The 21,913-nt window shown below is 73.3% G+C and carries 21 protein-coding genes and 1 pseudogene; 13 read left to right on the top strand and 9 right to left on the bottom strand.

What is annotated here, in order from left to right; all coding sequences use genetic code 11:
• Both DMB66_RS12840 and DMB66_RS12835 read left to right on the top strand, forming a co-directional pair.
• Positions 1-297, top strand: a pseudogene (locus DMB66_RS12840) (glutamate--tRNA ligase); the annotation flags it as partial.
• A gap of 400 nt (positions 298-697) precedes the next feature.
• Positions 698-1,393 (top strand): hypothetical protein, encoded by a 696-nt coding sequence (locus tag DMB66_RS12835; RefSeq protein ID WP_370318365.1) that lies wholly within the window; start codon positions 698-700, stop codon positions 1,391-1,393.
• A 50-nt stretch (positions 1,394-1,443) separates the two neighbouring features.
• Here DMB66_RS12835 and DMB66_RS12830 read toward each other — a convergent pair whose 3' ends face one another.
• The 4 genes from DMB66_RS12830 to DMB66_RS12815 form a co-directional block, all read right to left on the bottom strand.
• Complete coding sequence (locus DMB66_RS12830) at positions 1,444-2,208, bottom strand: hypothetical protein (protein ID WP_125804280.1); 765 nt, start codon at positions 2,206-2,208, stop codon at positions 1,444-1,446.
• Entirely contained in the window at positions 2,205-2,729 is a 525-nt protein-coding gene (locus DMB66_RS12825; RefSeq protein WP_125804279.1) for a hypothetical protein, read from the bottom strand. Before DMB66_RS12825 ends, DMB66_RS12830 begins: the two co-directional genes overlap by 4 nt.
• Before the next feature lie 47 nt (positions 2,730-2,776).
• Positions 2,777-3,337, bottom strand: a complete 561-nt coding sequence (locus tag DMB66_RS12820) for a TetR/AcrR family transcriptional regulator (RefSeq protein ID WP_125804278.1) — start codon at positions 3,335-3,337, stop codon at positions 2,777-2,779.
• A 92-nt stretch (positions 3,338-3,429) separates the two neighbouring features.
• The gene (locus DMB66_RS12815) at positions 3,430-3,648 is read right to left on the bottom strand and encodes a hypothetical protein (RefSeq protein ID WP_233624503.1); all 219 of its coding nucleotides are present in this window, start codon (positions 3,646-3,648) and stop codon (positions 3,430-3,432) included.
• Between the two features lie 409 nt (positions 3,649-4,057).
• On the opposite strand from DMB66_RS12815, the gene DMB66_RS12810 reads away from it, so the two are divergent.
• From DMB66_RS12810 to DMB66_RS12785, 6 genes are all read left to right on the top strand, one after another.
• A complete protein-coding gene (locus tag DMB66_RS12810; protein ID WP_199752285.1) occupies positions 4,058-5,143 on the top strand; it encodes a CdaR family transcriptional regulator in 1,086 nt (361 codons plus the stop codon).
• Positions 5,144-5,308: 165 nt separating this feature from the next.
• A complete protein-coding gene (locus tag DMB66_RS12805) occupies positions 5,309-6,481 on the top strand; it encodes an acyltransferase domain-containing protein (RefSeq protein ID WP_125804277.1) in 1,173 nt (390 codons plus the stop codon).
• A gap of 31 nt (positions 6,482-6,512) precedes the next feature.
• A complete protein-coding gene (locus DMB66_RS12800; protein WP_125804276.1) occupies positions 6,513-7,463 on the top strand; it encodes a beta-ketoacyl-ACP synthase III in 951 nt (316 codons plus the stop codon).
• A 57-nt stretch (positions 7,464-7,520) separates the two neighbouring features.
• Positions 7,521-7,763, top strand: a complete 243-nt coding sequence (locus tag DMB66_RS12795) for an acyl carrier protein (RefSeq protein ID WP_023359558.1) — start codon at positions 7,521-7,523, stop codon at positions 7,761-7,763.
• A gap of 1 nt (position 7,764) precedes the next feature.
• Positions 7,765-8,991: a beta-ketoacyl-ACP synthase II gene (gene fabF / locus DMB66_RS12790; protein ID WP_125804275.1), complete on the top strand. Its 1,227-nt coding sequence runs from the start codon at positions 7,765-7,767 to the stop codon at positions 8,989-8,991.
• A gap of 26 nt (positions 8,992-9,017) precedes the next feature.
• Positions 9,018-10,427 carry an acyl-CoA carboxylase subunit beta gene (locus DMB66_RS12785; protein WP_125804274.1) on the top strand — a complete coding sequence of 470 codons (1,410 nt, stop codon included), beginning with the start codon at positions 9,018-9,020 and terminating at the stop codon, positions 10,425-10,427.
• A gap of 212 nt (positions 10,428-10,639) precedes the next feature.
• Here the strand turns inward: DMB66_RS12785 and DMB66_RS12780 are convergent, their stop codons facing one another.
• Positions 10,640-11,521, bottom strand: coding sequence for an NADP-dependent oxidoreductase (locus DMB66_RS12780; protein WP_125804273.1), 882 nt, complete (start codon positions 11,519-11,521; stop codon positions 10,640-10,642).
• 84 nt (positions 11,522-11,605) lie between these two features.
• On the opposite strand from DMB66_RS12780, the gene DMB66_RS12775 reads away from it, so the two are divergent.
• Positions 11,606-12,484 carry an AraC family transcriptional regulator gene (locus DMB66_RS12775; protein WP_125804272.1) on the top strand — a complete coding sequence of 293 codons (879 nt, stop codon included), beginning with the start codon at positions 11,606-11,608 and terminating at the stop codon, positions 12,482-12,484.
• A gap of 52 nt (positions 12,485-12,536) precedes the next feature.
• Here DMB66_RS12775 and DMB66_RS12770 read toward each other — a convergent pair whose 3' ends face one another.
• Together DMB66_RS12770 and DMB66_RS12765 are read right to left on the bottom strand one after the other, a co-directional pair.
• A complete protein-coding gene (locus tag DMB66_RS12770) occupies positions 12,537-14,264 on the bottom strand; it encodes a glycoside hydrolase family 3 protein (RefSeq protein ID WP_125804271.1) in 1,728 nt (575 codons plus the stop codon).
• Between the two features lie 42 nt (positions 14,265-14,306).
• Positions 14,307-14,798, bottom strand: coding sequence for a DUF3145 domain-containing protein (locus tag DMB66_RS12765; RefSeq protein WP_125804270.1), 492 nt, complete (start codon positions 14,796-14,798; stop codon positions 14,307-14,309).
• A 252-nt stretch (positions 14,799-15,050) separates the two neighbouring features.
• Between DMB66_RS12765 and DMB66_RS12760 the strand changes: the two genes are divergently transcribed.
• Positions 15,051-15,380, top strand: coding sequence for a hypothetical protein (locus DMB66_RS12760; RefSeq protein WP_125804269.1), 330 nt, complete (start codon positions 15,051-15,053; stop codon positions 15,378-15,380).
• 158 nt (positions 15,381-15,538) lie between these two features.
• Here DMB66_RS12760 and DMB66_RS12755 read toward each other — a convergent pair whose 3' ends face one another.
• The gene (locus tag DMB66_RS12755) at positions 15,539-16,279 is read right to left on the bottom strand and encodes a carbonic anhydrase (RefSeq protein WP_125804268.1); all 741 of its coding nucleotides are present in this window, start codon (positions 16,277-16,279) and stop codon (positions 15,539-15,541) included.
• Positions 16,280-16,465: 186 nt separating this feature from the next.
• Between DMB66_RS12755 and DMB66_RS12750 the strand changes: the two genes are divergently transcribed.
• Entirely contained in the window at positions 16,466-17,407 is a 942-nt protein-coding gene (locus DMB66_RS12750) for an alpha/beta fold hydrolase (protein WP_125804267.1), read from the top strand.
• A gap of 375 nt (positions 17,408-17,782) precedes the next feature.
• Positions 17,783-19,906 (top strand): AAA family ATPase, encoded by a 2,124-nt coding sequence (locus DMB66_RS12745; RefSeq protein ID WP_125804266.1) that lies wholly within the window; start codon positions 17,783-17,785, stop codon positions 19,904-19,906.
• Here DMB66_RS12745 and DMB66_RS12740 read toward each other — a convergent pair.
• Positions 19,903-20,823 carry a superoxide dismutase gene (locus tag DMB66_RS12740; protein WP_125804265.1) on the bottom strand — a complete coding sequence of 307 codons (921 nt, stop codon included), beginning with the start codon at positions 20,821-20,823 and terminating at the stop codon, positions 19,903-19,905. The two genes, DMB66_RS12745 and DMB66_RS12740, sit on opposite strands and share 4 nt — an antisense overlap.
• A 134-nt stretch (positions 20,824-20,957) precedes the next feature.
• On the opposite strand from DMB66_RS12740, the gene DMB66_RS12735 reads away from it, so the two are divergent.
• A complete protein-coding gene (locus DMB66_RS12735) occupies positions 20,958-21,872 on the top strand; it encodes a cation diffusion facilitator family transporter (RefSeq protein ID WP_125804264.1) in 915 nt (304 codons plus the stop codon).
• Positions 21,873-21,913 lie beyond the last annotated feature (41 nt).

Here is a 21,913-nt window from a genome sequence, read left to right as displayed (position 1 = left end):
GAGCCGGTCAGCGACGAGCAGTCGTGGAACAAGGCGATGAAGGAAGGCGCCGGCGAGATCCTGGAGGCCACCATCGCGGCGTTCGGCGCGCTGGAGGAATGGTCCGCCGAGCCGCTGAAGGCCGCCCTCGAGCGGGTCGGCGAGGAGCGCGGGCTCAAGCTGGGCAAGACCCAGGCACCGGTGCGCGTCGCGGCCACCGGCCGCACGGTGGGCCTGCCGCTGTTCGAGTCGCTGGAGGTGCTGGGCCGCGAGCGGACCCTGGCCCGGCTCACCACCGCGCGGGGCCGGCTCGGCTGAGCCGACCCGCGGCGGAAGCCCAGGCGAGTTCGGTCATGAGGTTTCGTGACCATTTCGGTACGCGCGCGGCGGGATTACGGCGCGCGCGTACCGCATCGGGCAGGAATCCGGCCAGCACCACCCGTCCAAATGGGTACGAACGTCAGCTGCACGAGTGACCGCGGCACCCCCGACTTGCCTGCCGTGGGTACTATTCGCCCGCTGATCAGCGGCCATCGTTCGCCACCGCAGTCGATCCCAGATAGCTCCAATTCGTCCCGGTCCGAGATGCGGCCGGGACCATCTGCGGGCAGGCTGAGCAAACGATGCCGCGCCGGCGCCGGACCGACCTGGGCCCGCCGGCACGACCAGCGCACGGATGTCATTCACGGGGCGGGGAGGCCGGACGGTGGTTCAAGGGGTGATCGCCCGATTGCTGTCGGCGACCGGTGTGCTCGCGGTAGGTGCCGTGCTCAGCGCGGGGCTGGCTCCGGCCGGCGTCGCTCAGGCGGCCACTCCGGCCGGCCTGGTGACCGCCGGTTCCGCGTTGGCCGCGCCCAAGGCGCCGCCGAAGCCCACCGGCGTGCAGATCGCCGGCAAGTTCCCGGGCGGCAAGCTGACCGTGCAGGCCGCCGAGCGCCCCGAGCTGTTCAAGCGCCTGCTCAACGAGGTGAGCTGGCTGGCGACCACGACGCCGACCACCTCGAAACCCGCGGCCGACAAGCTCGGTCCGAAGTTCACGGTCACCGTCCTGATCAAGGACAAGGCAAACCAGACCTACGACCTCTACCCGAACGCCGCCGGCGGCCCGCGGGCCTACCGTCCGGCGAAGCAGCCGGCCGGCAAGAAGACGGCCGGCTGGTTCTACGGGCGACTGACCATGTCGGAGTCGCTACGGGTGAGCGGCGTGCCGCTCAAGGAGAAGCCGGACGTGGTCACCGGCGGCATCGGCGGCGGCATCGGCGAGGACGTCGCGGCCGAGGAGCTGGACCCGGTCGAGGGTGTCAACAGCGTGCTCGCCGACATGCGCCGGCTGTTCCTGCTCAACGGCGCGGTCCTGCTCACCATCCTGCTCGGCCTCGGTGGCATCGCGTTCCTGATCCGCCGCCGGGTCTGATCCACCCGATCCGCCGCCGGGGCCGAGCCACCGGCGGCGGGTCGCACCGGTCAGCCGGCCGGGCGCACCGGCACCCGCAGGATCGGGCAGGCCGGCGCGGGCACGTTGCACCGCTCGCCCAGCCCGAAGCCGTCCGGCAGCTTGGTGTTCGTGGCCGCCTCCGCGACCTCCGCCGTGGTCAGCGGCGGCTCGCCCCGCTCGGCGCTGCCGGTGCCCCGCTCGCCCGTGGCCATGACCGCCACCGTGCGGCCGTCGACCGCCCGGCGGGCGATCACCTCGTGCACCTGCCAGTCGACGTCGGCGATCTCGGCATAGCGGGAGTATTCGACCCCCGCCCCGGTCCGGTCCGGCAGGGCACAGGCGTCCGGCGCGGCCAGCACGGGCAGGCACAGCCCGGCCGGCGCGTCGTAGACGGCCACCTCCACCAGGCCCCGCGGCTCCCCTTCCGCGTTCAGCACCGCGTACCGCCGCCAGCCGGCTCCGGAGGCGGGCGGGCGCGGCTCGATCCGGTAGCCCTTCGCGTCGACCGGCGGCGCCAGCACGGCCAGCACCGGGTCCAGCACCGCCGACGGGCGTGGCTGGGGCACGGGCACGGCGGCGGTCGAGCGGGGCTTGGGGCCGGGCAGCAGGACGGTCGTGAGGGCGTACCCGAGCAGCACGACCAGCGCCACCACGACCAGGCCGGTCAGTACCACGCCGCGGGCGCGGCGACGGCGTAGCCGGTCGGCGCGGCGCACGATGTCGGGAACCGCGTCGCCCGGCGGCGGTTCGCTCTCGCAGGCCCGTTCCAGCACCGCGGTGAGCAGCGCGCTCATCGCACTCCCGCCAGCAACCCCGCGAACGCGCCCAGGCCCGTCGCCTCGAAGGCGAGCACCCGGCTGTCGTCCAGGTCGAGCGCGTTCGCGGTCTCGTCGATGGCCAGGCCGCAGAAGTGCCGCAGCACCAGCACGGCCCGGCAGCGCGGGGACAGGCCGTGCAGCGCGTCCAGCACCAGCACGGTGTGCACGGAGGCGCCGACGGGCGGTGCCGCGATCCGGGCGGGCGCGGCGGCGAGTTGCAGCCGGCCACCGCCGGAGATGTCGCCCGCCGCGACGGCGGCGGCTCGCGCCGGTTGGTCCGGGGCGACGAAGACGTGCTCCCGCCGGCCGCGGGGCTTCTTGAAGGCGGCCATCAGGTCGGCGAACGCCCACAGGTCCGGCTCGGGGATGTCGGGGTCGGCGAGCACGCGGGCGATGGTGGTGCGGGCGAGTTCGTCGGCGTGCCCCCAGTCGCCGCACATCAGGAACGCGGCACGGCGCAGCAGGATGTACCGCTCCAGAACGTACCCGTCGGACATAAGCCTCTTTATAGGGCACGACGCGCCGGCGGCGACGCGGAACGGCTTCACGCGACGCTAACGGTGACCTCCACGAGCCGCACCAGGTCGTCCAGATCGGCGTCGAACTCCGCCGCGTCGTCGTGGGCCGCCGCCTCGTCGACGGGCAGGCCGCCGGTGACCTCGCCGACCGTGTAGCCGAGCAGGAACGCGCAGATCATCCGGGTCAGTCGCGGCACCTGCCCGTCCGGCACGCCCGCGTCGTGCAGGCAGCCGCGCAGCGCGGCCGTCAGCCAGGACGCGGAGGCGCCGGCGGAGGGCCGGTTCAACAGCAGCGGGTACGCGCCGGGGTGCGCCCGGGACAAGGCCCGAACCGCGCGGCCCAGGGCACAGAGGCGCTGCCGCCAGTCGATGTCACCGGGGTCCTCGCCGTACCCGGTGCCCAGCTCCAGGTGCAGGAGGTCGACGAGCCCGTCGAGCAGGGCATCCTTGCCGCCGACGTACGGATAGAGCGCCATCGAGGTGAGCCCGACCCGCTCGGCGACGGCGCGCATGGACATGGCGCCGAGGCCGTGTTCGTCGACGAGAGCCAAGGCCTGGTCGAGGATGAGTCGTCTCTTGTCGTCCACCGGCACACCGTGACGAGGCCGGCTGGGAGATGGGACGGAACGAGCCCGCCACACCGCAGCCAGTCACCCGCGAGGGTGAGCGGGGCCGCCGATCAGCACCAGCGACCGGGCGGCCGGCCGCGGCTCACGGCCCGGCGCCGGGGGCGGACCGCGCCGTGCAGGTGGGCACCGGCCCAGCCGCGCAGCTCGGTGCGGCAACCGACCCGGTGTGGGACGTCGTCGACCGGCTCCTCGGTGGCCGGGGGGAACGGCTCCTCCGCGGCGGTCTGCTCCGCGTCGGCGTACAGCTGGCCGTCCTCGCGCTCCGTCATCCCTGCCTCCCCTCCTGCCCGCCATCCGGACTACCGGCTCTCATCGGCACCGCGCCGCCTGTCATTAACGCCGCCCACGGACCAGTCCGTTGCGGTGCTAGGACGACACCCTGCCAGGTCACCGACCGAAGTCGCGGTGAAGGCGCACCGCTATTTCGGACAAATAACCCAAAGTGTGCAGATGAAGAAAGCTCGGCAACGGGCGGAACGCTACAACCACCAGGCCAGCCGCTGCCATCAAAAGACGTGCCGCGGCACCGGCGACCGCCCGCGTGCCCGGCCGTGACAGGCTGGCCGGGTGGCGACGGAGGCGAAATCCGGGGGTACGGCGAAGCGGCCCCCGCTGGCCGCCACCCTGCGCCGGGTCGAACGCCGCGCCGGGGCCCTGGCCAGCGCCAGCGTCGCCCGGATGGACGAGACCCTGCCCTGGTTCCGGGCCCTGCCCGCCGACCAGCGCTCCTGGGTCATGCTGGTGGCCCAGGCCGGGGTCCGGTCCCTGGTGGAGTGGCTGCGCTCCGGCGGCACCGCGGCCGGCACCCAGGAGATCTCCGACGAGGTCTTCGCCGCCGCCCCCCGCGCGCTGGCCCGCTCGATCACGCTGACCCAGACCGTCGCCCTCGTCAAGGTCACCATCGACGTGGCCGAGGCCGAGGTCAGCAGCCTGGCCGCGGCCGGCGAGGAGGAGGCCCTCGCGCTGGCCATCCTCAAGTTCTCCCGGGAGATCGCCTTCTCGGCCGCCCGGGTCTACGCCCGCGCCGCCGAGTCGCGCGGCGCCTGGGACGCCCGGCTGCAGGCACTGCTGGTCGACGCCCTGCTGCGCGGCGACTCCTCCGACGTGCTCGCCAGCCGCGCCGCGGCACTGGGCTGGGCGGACGCCCCGCCGGTGGCCGTCGTCGTGGGCCGCTCCCCGGGTGGGGACATCACCGCGGTGCTGCACTCGGTCTACCGCGCCGCCCGCCGGGCCCGGGTCGAGGTCATCGGCGGGGTGCACGGCGACCGGCTCGTGGTCGTGGTCGGCGGCGCCGCCGACCCGCTGGCGGTGGCCGGGCACCTGGCGGCGAGCTTCGGCGAGGGCCCGATCGTGGTGGGCCCGGCCGTCCCCTCGCTGGACCAGGCCACCGAGTCGGCCCGGGCCGCGCTGGCCGGCTTCCGGGCGGCGCCCGCCTGGCCCGGCGCCCCGATCCCGGTGGGCGCCGACGATCTGCTCCCGGAGCGGGCGCTGGCCGGGGATTCCGAGGCCAGGCGCGCCCTCCGGCACGACGTCTACGGCGCCCTGTCCCGCGCGGGCGGCGGACTGCTCAAGACGCTGGACGCCTTCTTCGCGGCCGGCGGGGTGCTGGAAAGTGCCGCCCGGGAGCTGTTCGTGCATCCGAACACCGTGCGATATCGCCTCAAGAGGGTGGCGGAGGTGACCGGCTTGTCGCCGCTGGACGGGCGGGACGCGTTCGCCCTGCGGATGGCCCTGACCATCGGGCGCCTCGATCCTGCGAGCTAAATCACGGCCCGACCGGGAGCATCTTCACCAGCCACCAGACCCCCGATACCATGACCAATCTGGACGAAACATCGGGGTGTTTGTAGGAAAGCTACAACGCCGGTCGTAGGGTTTGGTCCCGTGCAGCAACCCCGGAACGAGCCCGCATCCGGAAGAGTCGAGTCCGTGCTCGCCGTACTCTCTCCTGGCCAGGGTTCCCAGAAGCCCGGCTTCCTCTCTGGATGGCTCGATCTTCCCGGCGCCGAGGCGCGCCTCACGTGGTGGTCCGCGCTCGCCGGCGTCGATCTGATCCATCTCGGCACCCGGGCCGACGCCGAGGCGATCAAGGACACCGCGCGCACCCAGCCGCTGCTCGTCGCCGCGGCCCTGCTCGCCGCCGAGCACCTGCCGATGTACGACGTCGGCCTGGTCGCCGGGCACAGCGTCGGTGAGCTCGGTGCCGCCGCCCTCGCCGGGGTGCTGCCCGCCGAGTCCGCCATCACGCTCGCCGGGGTCCGCGGTCGCGAGATGGCCGCCGCCTGCGCCCTGGAGCCCACCGGCATGAGCGCCGTGCTGGGCGGCGACGCCGACGAGGTGGTCGCCGCGATCGAACGCCACGGGCTGTATCCGGCCAACCGCAACGGCGCAGGCCAGATCGTCGCCGCCGGCGCGCTGGACGCGCTCGCCAAGTTCGCCGCCGAGCCGCCGGCCCGGGCCCGGGTCATCGCGCTGCAGGTCGCCGGGGCGTTCCACACGCCGTTCATGGCGCCCGCCGAGCGGGCCCTCGGCGCCGTCGCCGCCGGCGTCCCGGTGACCGACCCGGCCCGCATCCTGCTGTCGAACCTGGACGGCTCCGCGGTGATCCACGGCCGCGAGCTGCTGCAGCGCCTGGTCCGCCAGGTCACCGCCCCGGTCCGCTGGGACCTGGTCATGCGCAACCTGCGCGACCTGGGCGTCACCGGCATCATCGAGCTGCCCCCGGCCGGCACCCTGGCCGGCCTGGTCAAGCGCGAGCTCAAGGGCGACAACGCCCCCGAGATCGTCACCCTCAACACCCCCGACGACCTGCCCGCGGCCCGCGACCTGATCGCCCGGCACGGCACCGTGTCGACCCACGAGCCGATGCCGTTGTTCCGGGTGGTGGTGGCGCCCAGCGCGGGGCTGTTCCAGCCCGCCGAGGGGCTGGCCGAGGGCGCCGACGTGCGCACCGGGCAGGCCATCGGCCAGGTGGTCACCCGGCAGGGCCCGGTCGAGATCACCGCGCACGCGGCCGGCCTGCTGACCGAGTGGCTGGCCCATCACGACGACCCGGTGGCTCCCGGCCAGCCGGTGGCCCGCATCGGTGGGCAACAGCAGTGACCGTGTCCGTCGCGATCGAAGGAGCAACACGATGACCGCGGGTTCCCGCATCGTCGCGATGGGGCACTACCAGCCCTCGCGCATTGTCACCAACGACGATCTCGCCAAGATCGTCGACACCAACGACGCGTGGATCAAGGACCGGGTCGGCATCGCCGAGCGGCGCCTCGCGGAGACCGAGTCGGTCGCCGACATGGCCACGTTCGCCGCGGAGAAGGCCCTGGCCGGCTCCGGGCTCACCGCCGCCGACATCGACATGGTCGTCGTGGCCACCTGCTCCTCCATCGACCGCTGCCCGAACGTGGCGACCCGCGTCGCCGCCCGGCTGGGCATCAGCGCCCCGGCGGCGATGGACGTCAACACCGCCTGCTCCGGCTTCTCCTACGCCCTGGGCACCGCCGACCACGCGATCCGGGCCGGTGCCAGCCGCAACGCCATCGTCATCGGCGCGGAGAAGCTCTCCGACGTCACCGACTGGACCGACCGCACCACCGCCGTGCTCTTCGGCGACGGCGCGGGCGCGGCCGTGGTCTCCGCGGTCCCCGACGGCGAGCAGGCCGGCGTCGGCCCGGTGCTCTGGGGCTCGGCCCCGGAGAAGGGCGACGTGCTGCGGATCGAGGGCTGGCAGCCGTACATCCAGCAGCAGGGCCAGGCCGTCTTCCGCTGGGCGACCACCGCCCTGGCCCCGTTCGCGCTGCAGGCCTGCGAGCGGGCCGGCGTCCGCCCGGAGGAGCTGGCCGCCTTCGTGCCGCACCAGGCCAACACCCGCATCATCGACGGCATCGTCAAGCGCCTGGGCCTGGGCCCGGACGTGGTCGTCGCCAAGGACCTGGTCGAGTCCGGCAACACCTCCGCGGCAAGTGTGCCGCTGGCCCTGTCCAAGCTGGTCGAGCGCCGCGAGGTGCCCTCGGGTGCCCCGGTCCTGCTCTTCGGCTTCGGCGGCGGCCTCACGTACGCGGGCCAGGTCATCCGCTGCCCGTAGGGTTTCGCAGCGGTCCTGCCCGCGAGTTTTCCCCACCATCGAGAGGAACCACCGAACATGGCTACCCGCGCTGAGATCACTTCCGGCCTCGCCGAGATCCTCGAGGAGGTCGCCGGGGTGAACCCGGACGACGTCGCCGAGGAGAAGTCCTTCACCGACGACCTGGACGTCGACTCGCTGTCCATGGTCGAGGTCGTGGTGGCCGCCGAGGAGAAGTTCGGCGTCAAGATCCCCGACAACGAGGTGCAGAACCTCAAGACCGTCGGCGACGCCGTCTCCTTCATCGAGGCGAACCACTGACATGAGCTCGACAGACGTCGTCGTCACCGGGCTCGGCGCGACGACCCCGCTTGGCGGGGACGTCGCGTCCACCTGGGACGCCATGCTCGCCGGCCGCTCCGGGGTGAGTGCGCTCACCCAGGAGTGGGCCGCGCAGTTGCCCGTCCGCATCGCCGCCCAGCTCGCCGTGGAACCGTCCGAGATCATCGACCGGGTCAAGCTGCGCCGGCTCGACCGTTCCGAGGCGATCGCGCTGATCGCCGCCCACCAGGCCTGGGCCGACGCCGGCCTGAAGGACTCCGGCCTCGACCCGGAGCGCCTCGCGGTCAGCTTCGGCAGCGGCATCGGTGGCGCGCAGACCCTGCTCAACCAGGACGACATCCTGGAGGCCTCCGGGCCGCGCCGGGTCAGCCCGCACACCGTGCCGATGCTCATGCCCAACGGGCCGGCCGCCTGGGTCGGCCTCGAACTCGGCGCCCAGGCCGGCGTCCACGCGATGGCCAGCGCCTGCGCGACCGGCGCCGAGGCCCTCTCGCTCGGCCTGGACCTCATCCGGGCCGGCCGGGCCGACGTGGTCATGACCGGCGGCACCGAGGCGGTGATCCACCCGCTGCCGATCGCCGGCTTCGCCGCGATGCGGGCCATGTCGACCCGCAACGACGACCCGGAGCGGGCCTCACGGCCCTGGGACAAGGGCCGGGACGGCTTCGTGCTCGGCGAGGGCGCGGGTGCGCTCGTCCTCGAGCGCGCCGACCACGCCATCGCCCGCGGCGCGACGATCTACGCCCGGCTGGCCGGCGCCGGCATCACCTCGGACGGCTACGACATCGTCCAGCCGCACCCCGAGGGCGCCGGGGCGATCCGGGCCATCGCGAAGGCGCTGGCCGACGCGGGCGTCGCCAAGTCCGACATCAAGCACGTGAACGCGCACGCCACCTCCACGCCGGTCGGGGACATGGCCGAGATCGCCTCGCTGCTCGCCGCGGTCGGCGACCACCCGGTCCTCACCTCGACCAAGTCGATGTCCGGGCACCTGCTCGGCGCGGCCGGCGCGCTGGAGTCGATCGCCACGATCCTGGCGATCCGGGACAGCATCGTTCCGCCGACCATCAACCTGGACGACCCGGACGACGCGTTGACGCTCGACGTGGCGGCCCACAAGGCCCGCCCGCTCGACATCCCGGCCGCGCTGAACAACTCGTTCGGTTTCGGCGGACACAACGTGGCGCTGGTGTTCACCCGCGCGTGACCCGCACCCCGACCAGGGAGAACGCCGTGACCACGACCTCATCCTCGGCCGATCCGGCCGTCGACCACCGCGATCCGGAGGCGCGCCTGCGGGCGCTCTTCGACCACGGTTCGCTGCGCCTGCTCGCCCCCGCGGACGACTCGGGCGTGGTGTGGGCGCGTGGTGAGGTCGAGGGCACGGCGGCGGTAGCCTTCGCCACCGACGCCACCCGGATGGGCGGCGCGATGGGGCTCGCGGGGTGCCGGCACGTCGTCGACGCCATCGACACCGCCGTCCGTGAGCGGGTGCCGGTGCTCGGCCTCTGGCACTCCGGGGGTGCCCGGCTCGCCGAGGGCGTGGTCGCGCTGGACGGCGTGGGTCAGGTGTTCGCGGCGATGGTGCGCGCGTCGGGGCGCGTACCGCAGATCTCCGTGGTGCTCGGCCCGGCGGCCGGCGGCGCGGCCTACGGGCCGGCGCTGACCGACATCGTGATCATGAGCAAGGCCGGCCGGATCTTCGTGACCGGTCCCGAGGTGGTCCGCAGCGTCACCGGCGAGCAGGTCGACATGGAACGCCTCGGCGGTCCCGAGCCGCACGGCCGCCGCTCCGGCGTGGTGCACATCACCACCAAGGACGACGAGAGCGCGCTGGCCGAGGCCCGCAAGCTCACCGTGCTGCTCGGCCGCCAGGGCCGGCTGGTCCCGGCGGACGTCGCCGCGGATCTTGACCTCTCGCAGAGCATGCCGGCCGAGTTCAACCGGGCCTACGACGTGAAGCCGGTGGTCAGGGCGCTGCTCGACGAGCCCGGCGTGGAGCTGCACGCCAAGTGGGCGCCGAACGTGTCGACGACGCTGGGCCGCTTCGGCGGCCGCACGGTGGGCGTCATCGCCAACAATCCGCTGCGCCTGGGCGGCTGCCTGGACGCGTCCAGCGCGGAGAAGGCCGCCCGCTTCGTGCGGATGTGCGACGCGCTGGGCGTGCCGATGATCGTGCTCGTCGACGTGCCCGGCTACCTCCCCGGCCTCGGCCAGGAATGGGACGGCGTGGTGCGCCGCGGTGCGAAGCTGCTGCACGCGTTCGCGGAGGCGGTCGTGCCCCGGGTGACGCTGGTGACCCGCAAGGCGTACGGCGGCGCGTACATCGCGATGAACTCCCGCTCGCTGGGCGCCACGGCCGTGTTCGCCTGGCCGAACGCCGAGGTCGCGGTCATGGGCGCGAGCGCGGCGGTGAACATCCTGCACCGCAAGAAGCTGGCGTCGACCCCGCACGACCAGCGCGACGCGCTGCGCGAAACGCTGATCCAGCACCAGCTCCGGACGGCCGGCGGGGTCAGCAGGGCGCTGGAGATCGGCGTGGTGGACGACGTGATCACCCCGGAGCAGACCCGCCGCCGCATCGCGGAGGCCCTGGCAGCGGCCCCGGCCGCCCGCGGCGCGCACGGCAACATCCCGCTCTGACCGAGGGCCGGATCCCGCTCTGACTGAGCGCAACAATCCCGCTCTGACCGAGGGCCGGATCCCGCTCGAAGCCCGAGCCGACCGCCCGGCCCGCGCCGCGTAGCTCACCCGGGCGCCACCGGATCGCCATGCCCAGGTCCACCCCGCGCCGCCACCAGATCGCCACGCCCGGGTCCACCCCGCACCGCCACCAGATCGCCGTTCGCGACGCGCTAAAGCGTCACGATGATCTTGCCGCGGGTGGCGCCGGACTCCGCCAGGCGGTGCAGCTCCGGCAGGTCCGCCAGGGTGCGCCGGGCGGTGATGTCCAGGCGCAGGACGCCCGCGTCCACCAGCCGCACCAGCTCCGCCAGGCCGGCCGGATCATTGCGGGTGATCATGTGCTCCACGGTCACGCCGGACTCCGCAGCGGCCTCGATCGGGGTGGCGACCGTGACGATCCGGCCGCCGGGCCGGACCAGGGGCACCAGCGCCGCCGCGGCGGCCGGTGGGATCGACGCGCAGTTGAGCAGCACGTCCACCGGCGCCCCGACCGCCAGCGGCCCGGCGGTGTAGTCGAGCACCTCGTCGGCGCCGAGGCTGCGAACCATCGCGGCGCTGCGCGGGCTCGCGGTGGCCAGCACGTACCCGCCCGCGTGCCGGGCGAGCTGGACCGCGAAGCCGCCGATGCCGCCGCCCGCCCCGTTGATCAGGATGCGCTCGCCGGGCACGATCTTGGCGTGCTCGGTGACGGCCTGCCAGGCGGTCATCCCGGCCAGCGGCAGGGCTGCCGCGTCGGCGAGCGGGACCGTGGCCGGGGCGGGCACCAGGGCCGTGGCCGCAGCCACCGCGAACTCGGCTGCCGCGCCCGAGGCGAGCATCCCGATGACCGGTTCGCCGGCCACGGTGCCCGCGACGTCCCAGCCCAGGGTCAGCGGCAGGGTGATCGGCAGCAGCTCGGCCAGCCGCCCCGAGCGCAGGGCCGTCTCCGTCGGGTTGAACGAGGTGGCGGCGACGTGGATCAGCACCTCGCCGGGTCCCGGGGTCGGGGCCGGGATCTCGTCGAAGCTGATGACGGCCGGGCCGCCGTACCGGTGGATGCGTGCTGCTCTCATGACCACCGACCGTAGGCGGACCGGTGAGGACGCCCTATGCTTTTGAATCCCGGAAACCTTCGCGATCGTCTCGGCGGGTGTGGCATGGATGTGCTCAGTGACGTGCTCGCGGTGCAGCGGACCGGGCGGCCGCGCTCGATGCTGCTCGGCTGGGACGCGCCCTGGGCGCAGGAGTTCGCCGAGGTGCCCGGCGCGATGGGCTTCCAGGTGATCCTGCGCGGGTCGCCCTGGCTGCTCCCGCCGGGCGCCGCCGCGCCCGTCCGGCTCAACGCCGGCGACGTCGTGTTCCGGCCGCACGGTCGGGCGCATGCCCTCGCCGGTACGCCGGACGCCGTGCCCGCCCCGTGCACCGCCCCCGCGCCGGGGTCGCCACCGCGCGGGCAGGAGGTGGTCACGCTCTGCGGCGCGTACGAGATCGACCCCGCCCAGGTGCACCCGCTGGTCCACGACCTGCCGGAGCTGATCCGCCTGACCCCGACCGACGAACTGCGCGCGGCCGTCGGCCTGCTCACCGCCGAGCTGGAGCACCCGCGGCTCGGCACGGACGCCGTCGTGCCCGCCCTGCTGGAGATGCTCCTGCTCTACCTGCTGCGCCGCTGGTACGCCGAACAGCCCGCCGCGCCGACGGGCTGGGCGGCGGCCCTGCGCGACCCGGTGACCGCGGCCGCACTGCACGCCATGCACGGGGACCCGGCCCGGCAGTGGACGGTGGCGTCGCTGGCCGCGCATGCCGGGCTGTCCCGGGCGCCGTTCGCCCGCCGCTTCAGCGCCCTGGTCGGCCGGCCGCCGTTGAGCTATCTGACCTGGTGGCGGATGACCGTGGCGGCCCGGCTGCTGCGCGACTCGGACGCGACCGTGGCCACCGTCGCGCACCGGGTGGGATACACCTCGGAGTTCGCGTTCGCGACGGCGTTCCGGCGCCGGCACGGGTCAGCGCCGGGACGCTACCGGCGCCTCACCTAACGCCGGCACGCTACCGACCACTCACTCCACGCTGCCACGGCGCCGGGGCGGCTTACTTGACGCAGGCGCTGCGGGGCAGCTTGCCGGCCGCCACCGGCGACTTGCCCGGGGCCGCTGCCTTGCCGGCGAGCACCGCGGCCAGCGCGGTCAACGCGAGCGGACTGGACGAATAGGTCGCGAGCAGCGTCGGCGACCGCGACCCGGCCAGCAGGTACGGCGTGTCCATGATCACCGTGACCGCCGCGTCCGGGCTCAGGTCGGTCTGCTTGTCGCCGTACCCGACTAGGTGCACGACCGTGCCGCCCGCGGCCTGGACCTTGACGCCCGCGTCCTGGAGGGCCTTGACCAGGTTGGCCCGGGCCGTCTCGCGGCCGCCGGACGCGCTGACGGTGACCGGCCCGGTCACCAGCGGCCCGGAGCACGGGCCCTTGAGCAGGGTGACGGCGGCCGCGCCGGCGGCACCCACGGCCTTCTGGTGTGCGGCCGAGCCGATCGTGGACAGCTCCGGGCGGGCCTGGCCCGCGCGGAACTTCAGCGTGAGCACCCGGGTGACCGCCTCGACCAGGCGGGCCCGTGGCAGGCTGCCGTCCTTGAGCCCGGCCAGGATGCCGTCCCGGGCACCGGCCAGGTCCGGCGGCATGAGCAGGATGTCGTTGCCGGCGTTGAGCGCGCGGACCGCCGCCTCGCCCGCCGGCCACTTCATCGCCGGCGGCATGTTCATCGCGTCGGTGATCGCCACCCCGGTGAACTTCAGGTCGCCCCGCAGCACGTCCGTCATGATTTTGCGGGAGAACGTCGCCGCGACGCCCTTGTCCAGTCCCTCGACGTCGAGGTGCCCGGACATCACGACACCGGCGCCGGCGGTGATGCCGGCGGCGAACGGCGGCCGGTCCTCGGCGTCCCACTTCGCCCGGCTCTGCGCGACCACCGGGAGACCGTCGTGGCTGTCCCCGGTGGTGTGCCCGTGCCCGGGGAAGTGCTTGAGCGCCGCCGCCACGCCGGCGCCCTGGATGCCCCGCACGGCGGCCTGCACCTGGGCGGCGTTCGCCTTCGGATCGGCGCCGAACGAACGGGAACCGATCACCGAACTGCCCTGCGCTCCCAGCGTGTCGGCGACCGGCGCGAAGTCGAGGTTGATGCCCATCGCGGCCAGCTCCTCGCCCGCCGCCCGCCAGGCGCCCTCGGTGAGCCGCGGCGCGCCCGCCGCGCCGAACGCCATCGCGGACGGCAGCAGGGTCACCCCGTTCTTGACCCGGGTGACCACGCCGTACTCCTGGTCGGTGCCGATCAGCAGCGGCGCGCCGCCGGGCAGCCGGGTCGCGGCCTGCTGCAGGCCGTCGGTCAGCGCCCGGACCTGCTGCGGGCTGTCCACGTTCGTGGCCGGGTTGGTCGCCCCGGTCGGGTCGTCCGGGGCGAACGCGACCAGGATGAGCCCGCCGAGGCCGAACTTCGTGACCATCTCGGCGGGGGTGTCCACGCCGGCGATCCGCTGGTTGCCGGCCGCGGCCGTCCGGTCGACCTTGTCGGCGGCGTCACCGTAGGCGTAGGGCATCAACACCTGGCCGGCCAACTGCGCGTCGGTGAGGCTCCGGACCGCCTCCCGCGCCCGCGCGGCGGGATCGCCGGTCGCCTCGGCGGCGCTCACGGCCGGTGCCGGCCCGGCGGGCGACGCCGAGACCGGGGCCGGCTGCGGCGCCGCATCGCTGCCGCACCCCACCAGCGAGGACAGAGCCAGGGGTACGGTCACAGCCACGCGAAGCGCCCTATTCACGGCCGCCATTGGATCAGCTATCGACCGGGTAGACAAACCTGACCCGCGCGGTCAGCCCACTCGGGTCAGCAGCGTGACCGGCGCTCCGTCCCCGGCATAGCGGTAGGGCTCGAGCTCGGCGTCCCACGCCGTCCCGAGCGCCTTCTCGAGGGCATGCGAAAGCGCCTCGGGAGCCTTGACCTGGGCCATGATGGCCCGCAGCCGGTCCTCACCGATCTGGATGTCACCGGACGCGCCGATAGTGCCCCGGAACAACCCGCGCCCGGGGACATGCATGAAACGCTCCCCGTCAACGCCGGGGCTCGGCTCCTCGGTGACCTCGAAACGGATCATGGGCCACTGCCGGAGGGCAGCAGCCAGCTCCGCACCCGTCCCAGGCCGACCGGTCCAGCTGCACTCGGACCGCCGCATGCCGGAATCAACCGGCTGCTCAGTCCAGTGCAGATTGACCGGCGCGGTCAGGACGCGCGCGATCGCCCACTCGACGTGCTGGCACACGGCGAGTGGGGTCGAGTGGACGTATACGACGCCACACGTTGGCACGGTGACCTCCCGGAGACCGAGGTGCGTCTTCCCCTACGACCTCGACCGCGGTTGATCGTGCTCCATGATGCCGGGTGGTACGGATGGTGCGCCAGAGAAACCGCAATATCGACATGTGAATGGCCGTAGAGGCACACCCGACCTAACGGTCGAACCCCGTCCGGCGGCACGGCCAACGCTGGCTCGTGTAGGCTGGCTGCGGCATTTTCTGCCGACAACTTTGCCGAGGAATACCTAGCTAGGAGTACCGCCGTGGCCAGCAACACCTCAAAGACCGCCCGCGCATCAGTCCGCGCCGGCCAGGCCGGTCAGGGCGGGGCCCTGAGCGTGCTCGGTGAGTTCAAGTACCTCATCCCGCTCGCCGAAGGTCGCTTCGCCTACGTGCGCAATCTGACCAACGGCAAGACCAACCACCTCCGCACCGACTCGGACGCCTTCGTCGAGGAGATCCGTGTGCTGGCGGCCGCGGGCCACGGCGCCAAGATCCGCGCCGAGATCGAGGGCCTGGACGCGTCGTTCCCGAAGCACGGCTGGGCCACGATCGAGAAGCGCCTCGAGGACGCGGGCGTCTTCGCGAGCTGAGTGCTCTCCGCTTCACCGGCGCTCTCCGGCCCCTGCGGGCCGGAGAGCGCTTTTTCGCGCCCACTGAAGATCAAGACAAAGTTGATCAGCAACCGAGCCCGGGGCCGGCCGCCCAACCGCCCAAACCGGCCATCAGGTCGATCAGGTGATCAGGTCGATCAGGTGATCAGGTCGACCCAGCCGGTGTCGAGGTCGTAGACCGCGCCCGCGACCGCCACCTTGCCCGCCGCGATCGCCGCGGGCACCCCGGTGACGTCACCCAACCGGCGCACCGTCCGGGCCACGTGCGCGCGCATCGCCTTGGCCGTCACCTCCGGGTCGTCCAGGCCGATCGCCTGGACCGCCGGGGTGATCTCGTCCACCAGGTAGCCCACGTCGCCGTCCGGGCGGCTGCCCGCGCGCAGCGCCTGCACCGTCGCGTCCACCGCGCCGCACCGGACGTGCCCCAGCACCATGATCAGCGGCACGTTGAGCGCCGAGACCGCGAAGCCGACCGAGCCGAGCACCGCGCGGTCCACCACGTGGCCGCCGGAGCGCACCACGCAGATCGAGCCGAAGGTCTGATCGAAGATCGCCTCCAACGGCACCCGTGAGTCGATGCAGCCGAGCACCACGGCGTGCGGCAACTGCCCGCCGGATGCCGCAGCGGCCGCCGAGACCTCGTGGCCGTGCTGCGGGCGCCCGCTGACGAACCGGCGGTTGCCGGCGATGAGCGCGGCCAGCGCATCGGCCGGCCGCACGATCCGGGCCGCCGGGGCCGCCGGGGCCTCCGCCGCGCCGAGGTCGTGGGCATGCGACACCTGCCCGGGAACCTGGAGCGCGCCGGCCGGGGCCGATGGAACCGTGGCGGCGGCCGAGCGCGTCGGCGCGGCCTGTTCCGCAGGTGAGGAGCCCGTCATGACAGTGATTCTCTACGAGTGACCGGCCGCGAACAGCCTGTGCGAGGCAGATCACGTCCCTCCGCCCACCGACTGGGACGGGCCGCCCGGCGCAAGATCTCCGACAGATATGGCAATTTCCGCGATCACGCGTGATGCTTGCTACCCGTGGGTACGAACGGGGCCGTGCGGATCACGGAGGTGCCCATGCCCGAGCGGTCGGAGCTCACCCTCGCCGATGGCGTACGGCTGCATATCGAGACCAGCGGACCGGTGGACGCGCCGGTGACCGTTGTGCTGTTGCACGGCTGGTGTCTCGACCGGCGCACCTGGCATCACCAGGCGAAGGCGCTGGCGGAGGTCGACGCCCGGGTCGTCGCATACGACGCGCGCGGGCACGGCCGTTCCTCCTCGACCCGGCTGCACTCGGCGACCCTGACCCAGCTCGCTGACGACCTCGCCGAGGTGCTCCGCGAGCACGCCCCGGCCGGACCGATCGTGCTGGCCGGGCATTCCCTGGGCGGCATGACCATCATGGAGTTCGCCGAGGGATATCCGCAGGAGTTCGCCGGGCGGGTGGCCGGCCTGGTCTTCGTCTCGACCACCGCCGAGGGTGCGTCCCACACCCGTTACGGCCTGCCCACCCCGCTGACGCCGGTGCTGCGCGCCGCGGAGCAGGCCGGCGCCGGACTGCTGGCCCGGCTCGGCGCCTGGCGCCCGCACAGCGCGATGCTGCCCATGCTGCGCCCGACCGTGCGCTGGCTGCTCTTCGGCGCCGACTACGAGCCCGGCGATCTCGAGGTGACCATGTCGGCGTTCGGCCGGGCCTCGCTGCGGTCGATCGGCGGTTTCCGGGCCTCGGTCGGCGCCCAGCAGCGGCTGGAAACGCTGGCCGCGCTCGGCGACGTGCCGGCGGCGGCGCTGGTCGGTGACCGGGACAGGCTCACTCCGCCGCCGTGCGCGGAGTCGATCGCCGGCGCGCTGGCGGGCACCGAGCTGACCGTCTGCGCGGGCGCGGGCCACATGCTCATGATGGAACGCCCGGCAGACGTCTCCGCCGCGCTGCTGGCCGTCGTCGACCGCGCCGCGAAGAGCCGGCCGAGCCGCCGCTCCGCCGCTCGCCGCATCGGCTACGACCAAGCCGCCTAGGTCGGCTACGACCAAGCCGCTTAGCTCGGCTACGACCAAGCGCTTAGCTCGGCTACGACCAAGCCGCTAAGTGCGGCGGCGGGGAGCAAAGCAGGTCGCTCGCTGACGGCTTTGCTCTGCTTCCCTTCCCCATGGGAAACACACCAGGTGTCGATGCCGGGCCACGATCGAGGGTGCTTCCGATGGGGAAGCAGAGCAAGGCGGCAGGGTCGGGCGCCGGGCATCCGCGGGTGCCGCGAAAAAGCCCAGGCCAGAGCGGTACGGGCGAGCCGCCGTCGACGCCGGTACCGGAACAGGAGTAAGTTCGATTGCCCCCTGGCACCGGTGCCGGGCGGCGGCAGCACGCACACAGCACCAGCGGGGAGCACAACGGACTTGAGCGACGCCACCGTCCTGCAGCAGGAGATCGCCATCGAGCAGCAGCACGTCGACCGGGTATATGCCCGGCTCGCCGACCTGCGCAAGGACGCCTCCACGGCCGAGAAGGAGGGTTATCAGCTCGCCGGCGTCGGCACCTATGGCGCCCTGGTCGAGCGCGATGCCATGGTCTTCCACCGCGCCCGGCGCCGGCACGCCCTGGACGCCGAGTACGAGGGCCTGGTCTTCGGCCGCCTCGACCTGAACACCGGGGCCTTGCACTACGTGGGCCGGATGGGCATCCGCGACGAGGCCTCGCAGTCGCTGGTCGTGGACTGGCGGGCGCCCGCCGCGGCCGCGTTCTACCGGGCCACGCCGGCCGACCCGCTGGGGGTGGTGCGGCGTCGGATGATCCAGTCGACCCGGGAACGGGTCACCAACATCGAGGACGACCTGCTCGACCCCGAGGCCGCGCCCGCCGACATGCGGGTGGTCGGGGACGGCGCGCTGCTGGCCAGCCTCTCCAAGGCCACCGGCCGCGGCATGCGCGACATTGTGGCCACCATCCAGCGCGAGCAGGACGACGCGATCCGCTCCCCCGCCTCCGGCGTGACGATCGTCACCGGCGGCCCCGGCACCGGCAAGACCGCGGTGGCGCTGCACCGGGCCGCGTACCTGCTCTATTCGGACCGCGGCCGGTTCGCCGGCGGCGGCATCCTGGTGGTCGGCCCGTCCGGGGTGTTCGTCGACTACATCGCCACGGTGCTGCCCTCGCTCGGCGAGGACACGGCGACGCTGCGCTCGCTCGGCTCGCTGGTCGCCGGGTACGACGCCACCCGCACCGACCCGACCGCGGTGGCCACGCTCAAGGGCTCGCTGCGGATGCGCCGGGTGCTGGAGCGCGCCTCGCACGACGCGGTGCCGGGCGCGCCGACCGAGCTGCGGCTGCTCTACCGAGGCGCGCTGCTCCGCCTGGACGCCGCCGACCTGGAGCGGATCCGGCGCAAGGCGCTGCCCCGTGGGGCCCGGCGCAACGAGGTCCGGGGCGTCGGCTTCGACCGGCTCTTCGACGCGCTGTGGGCGCAGGCCAAGGGCTCGGTGAAGAGCCTGCCGGAGAAGCGGGAGTTCGAGTCGGAGTTGGCCGATCGCACCGACTTCCGAGACTTCCTGCGCGCCTGGTGGCCGCGGTTCACCCCGATGCGGGTGCTGCGCTGGCTGGCCGAGCCCGCGCGGCTGCGCGCGTACACCAACGGGGTGCTGTCGCGGGAGGAGATCGCGCTGCTGCAGGGCTCGTTCGACGGCCTCGACGAGCACGGGCCGACGATCGCCGACGTGGCGCTGCTCGACGAGCTGGACGAGCTGATGGGCCGTCCGCGCCAGCCGCAGCGCAAGAAGGGCAACAACCCGTTCCACGTTCGCGACGGCGTGCAGGAGGTCAGCACGTACGCGGACCGGCAGTCGATGGCCCGCGCCCAGGTGATCCGCGACGAGGACTATCGCGACTACGCACACGTGGTGGTCGACGAGGCGCAGGACGTGACGCCGATGCAGTGGCGGATGATCGGCCGGCGGGGCGCGTACGCGTCCTGGACGATCGTCGGCGACCCGGCGCAGACCGCCTGGTCGGGCGACACGGAGGAGCTGGACCGGGCCCGCGACCGGGCGCTGGGCTCGCGGCGCCGCAACACATACTCGCTGACCACGAACTACCGCAACTCGTCGGAGATCTTCGCGGTCGCCGCCCGGGTGATCCGCTCGATCATGCCGGACCTGCCGCTGCCGTCCGCGGTGCGCAGCACCGGCGTGGAGCCGGTGGACCTGATCGTCGGCGCCGCGCAACTGCCGGAGGCCGTACGCGAGGCGGCCGAGAAGCATCTCTCCGACGTCGACGGCACGATCGGCGTGATCACGCCGGTGTCGCGCCGGGACGAGCTGGCCGGGTGGGTGGCCGGGCTGCCCGAGCGGGTCCGGGTGGTCACCGCGCTGCAGGCCAAGGGCATGGAGTACGACGCGGTGGTGCTGGTCGAGCCGGCCGAGATCGCGATCGACACCAGCGGCACCCGGACCCTGTACGTGGCCCTGTCGCGGGCCACCCAGCGCCTGACGACGGTGGGGACCCGCGACTGGAGCGGCGCCCGTTAGGGGCGTCGCACGCCGACCGCGGTGTATTCGGTCTCCGGGGTCGGCGGGGTGGTGAAGCGGGCGTTCGGCAGGTAGAAGCGCTTGCCGTACTCCGCGATGGTGGTGGGCACGTCGAAGCCCGGGTCCGTGGTGCGGCTCACCACCGTGCCCTTGGTGGCGTGCTTGTCGAGCTGGATCCGGGTGATCACGTTGAGCCGGTTCTGCACGACGTACAGCGTGCTGCCGCGCAGCCACAGGCCGTCGCCGCCGGGCACGCTTTCGCCGCCGAGGTCGATCTCGGTCGTCACGCCCGAGTACGACGTCCGGAAGAGCTTGCCGAGATTGGACTGCACGATGATCAGTCCCCGGCCGTCCGGCGACGGCGCGATACCGTTCGCGTTGTTGCCGGTGGTGTAGGCGATCTCCCCGGTCAGCGGCACCCGGACCGCCTCGGCGGGCAGCTTGCCCGAGCGGCCGAGCGGCAGCTTGAACAGCACCGGGTTGGTGGAGTCGGTGTACCAGGCGGCGCCACCGGTCAGCGTCACGTCGTTGATGAACGACGGGACGGTCTGCAGCTGGTAGGACTTCAGCACCGCGCCGGTGGCGGTGTCGAGCACGCGGGCGTTGCCGCCGTTGCCGCCGGAGACGAAGAGCCGGCCCCGGCGGTCGATCTTGAGGCCGAGCGATTGAGTGCCGGGTCCCTGACTGATGACCTCGCCGCGACCCGTACGCAGGCTGGCCCGGTAGATGTCACCGTCGACCCGGGAGCCGAAGTAGGCGTACGGGGACTGGCCGATCGCGATGCCCTCCGGCTGGAAGCCGTTGGGCAGCTGGATGGTCGTCGGCAGGGCGCCGCGGTGGGCGGCCTCGGCGGGAGCCGCGCCGAGCACGACGGCCAACGCGGCCGTGGTGGCTAGCGCGAGAGTACGTCTGGACAAGGGTGTTTCCTTCCCGTAGCGAGCGGTCTGTCCCACCTCTCTACCCCGGGAATGGCAATCGAGTTCAAGTTGCATACATAGCGATGTGAACATATATTGGCCGAGGCTCAGCGCGACGACGGAGGGTAGGGCTCATGGGAGCCGGGCACGACCACGGAGGCCAGGCGTTACGCGCCGGCGAGCGGCATCGCACCCGGCTGTGGTGGGCGGCCGGCCTGCTGGCGGCGTTCATGTTGGTCGAGACCGGCGCCGCGCTGGCCACCGGCTCGCTGGCACTGCTCTCCGACGCCGGGCACATGTTCACCGACGTGCTGGGCATCGCGATGGCGCTGGCCGCGATCCACGCCGCCGGGCGGGCGGCCACCGACTCCCAGCGCACGTTCGGGCTCTACCGGCTCGAGGTGCTGGCCGCGCTGGCCAACGCCCTGCTGCTGACCGGCGTCGCGATCTATGTGCTGATCGAGGCGGTGCGGCGCTTCACCGACCCGCCGCACGTGCCGGCCGGCGCGATGATGCTGGTCGCGGTCGGCGGCCTGTTGATCAACATCGTCGCCTTCCTGCTGCTGCGCTCCGGGGCCAAGGAGAGCCTCAACGTGCGCGGGGCGTACCTCGAGGTGATCGGCGACCTGCTGGGCTCGGTCGGCGTGATCGTCGCGGCCGGGATCATCGCGGTCACCGGCTGGTCCTACGCGGACCCGATCATCGCCGTGGTCGTCGCCCTGATGATCCTGCCCCGCACCTTCGCCCTCGGCCGCGCCGCGGTCCGCATCCTCGTGCAGGCCGCCCCCGAGCGCCTGGACGTGGGCGAGGTGCGCACCCGGCTGGCCGCCGTGCCGGGCGTCTGCGATGTGCACGATCTGCACGTCTGGACGCTGACCTCGGGCATGGACGTGGCCTCGGCGCACCTGAGCCTGGAGCCCTCCGCCGAGTTGGGTGCGGTGCTGGCCACCGCCCGCGAGGCGCTGCACGAGGAGTTCGCCATCGACCACGCGACGCTGCAGGTCGAGCCGGTCGGCGCCGGCGGGCCCTGCACGCCGGCGGGCTGGTAGAAACCCGGCGAAGCGCTCCGGACGGCGGTAAGCTCCATGGA

This window comes from Actinoplanes sp. ATCC 53533 (assembly GCF_003947245.1).
This window is presented reverse-complemented; position numbering and strand designations above follow the sequence as displayed.

Coding starts and splice junctions, on each gene's coding strand:
- DMB66_RS12830 (WP_125804280.1), bottom strand. CDS start 2,208: ATGAGCGCGCTGCTCACCGCGGTGCTGGAACGGGCCTGCGAGAGCGAA.
- DMB66_RS12825 (WP_125804279.1), bottom strand. CDS start 2,729: ATGTCCGACGGGTACGTTCTGGAGCGGTACATCCTGCTGCGCCGTGCC.
- DMB66_RS12815 (WP_233624503.1), bottom strand. CDS start 3,648: ATGACGGAGCGCGAGGACGGCCAGCTGTACGCCGACGCGGAGCAGACC.
- DMB66_RS12810 (WP_199752285.1), top strand. CDS start 4,058: ATGGACGAGACCCTGCCCTGGTTCCGGGCCCTGCCCGCCGACCAGCGC.
- DMB66_RS12800 (WP_125804276.1), top strand. CDS start 6,513: ATGACCGCGGGTTCCCGCATCGTCGCGATGGGGCACTACCAGCCCTCG.
- DMB66_RS12795 (WP_023359558.1), top strand. CDS start 7,521: ATGGCTACCCGCGCTGAGATCACTTCCGGCCTCGCCGAGATCCTCGAG.
- fabF (WP_125804275.1), top strand. CDS start 7,765: ATGAGCTCGACAGACGTCGTCGTCACCGGGCTCGGCGCGACGACCCCG.
- DMB66_RS12780 (WP_125804273.1), bottom strand. CDS start 11,521: ATGAGAGCAGCACGCATCCACCGGTACGGCGGCCCGGCCGTCATCAGC.
- DMB66_RS12775 (WP_125804272.1), top strand. CDS start 11,606: ATGGATGTGCTCAGTGACGTGCTCGCGGTGCAGCGGACCGGGCGGCCG.
- DMB66_RS12770 (WP_125804271.1), bottom strand. CDS start 14,264: ATGGCGGCCGTGAATAGGGCGCTTCGCGTGGCTGTGACCGTACCCCTG.
- DMB66_RS12755 (WP_125804268.1), bottom strand. CDS start 16,279: ATGACGGGCTCCTCACCTGCGGAACAGGCCGCGCCGACGCGCTCGGCC.
- DMB66_RS12750 (WP_125804267.1), top strand. CDS start 16,466: ATGCCCGAGCGGTCGGAGCTCACCCTCGCCGATGGCGTACGGCTGCAT.
- DMB66_RS12735 (WP_125804264.1), top strand. CDS start 20,958: ATGGGAGCCGGGCACGACCACGGAGGCCAGGCGTTACGCGCCGGCGAG.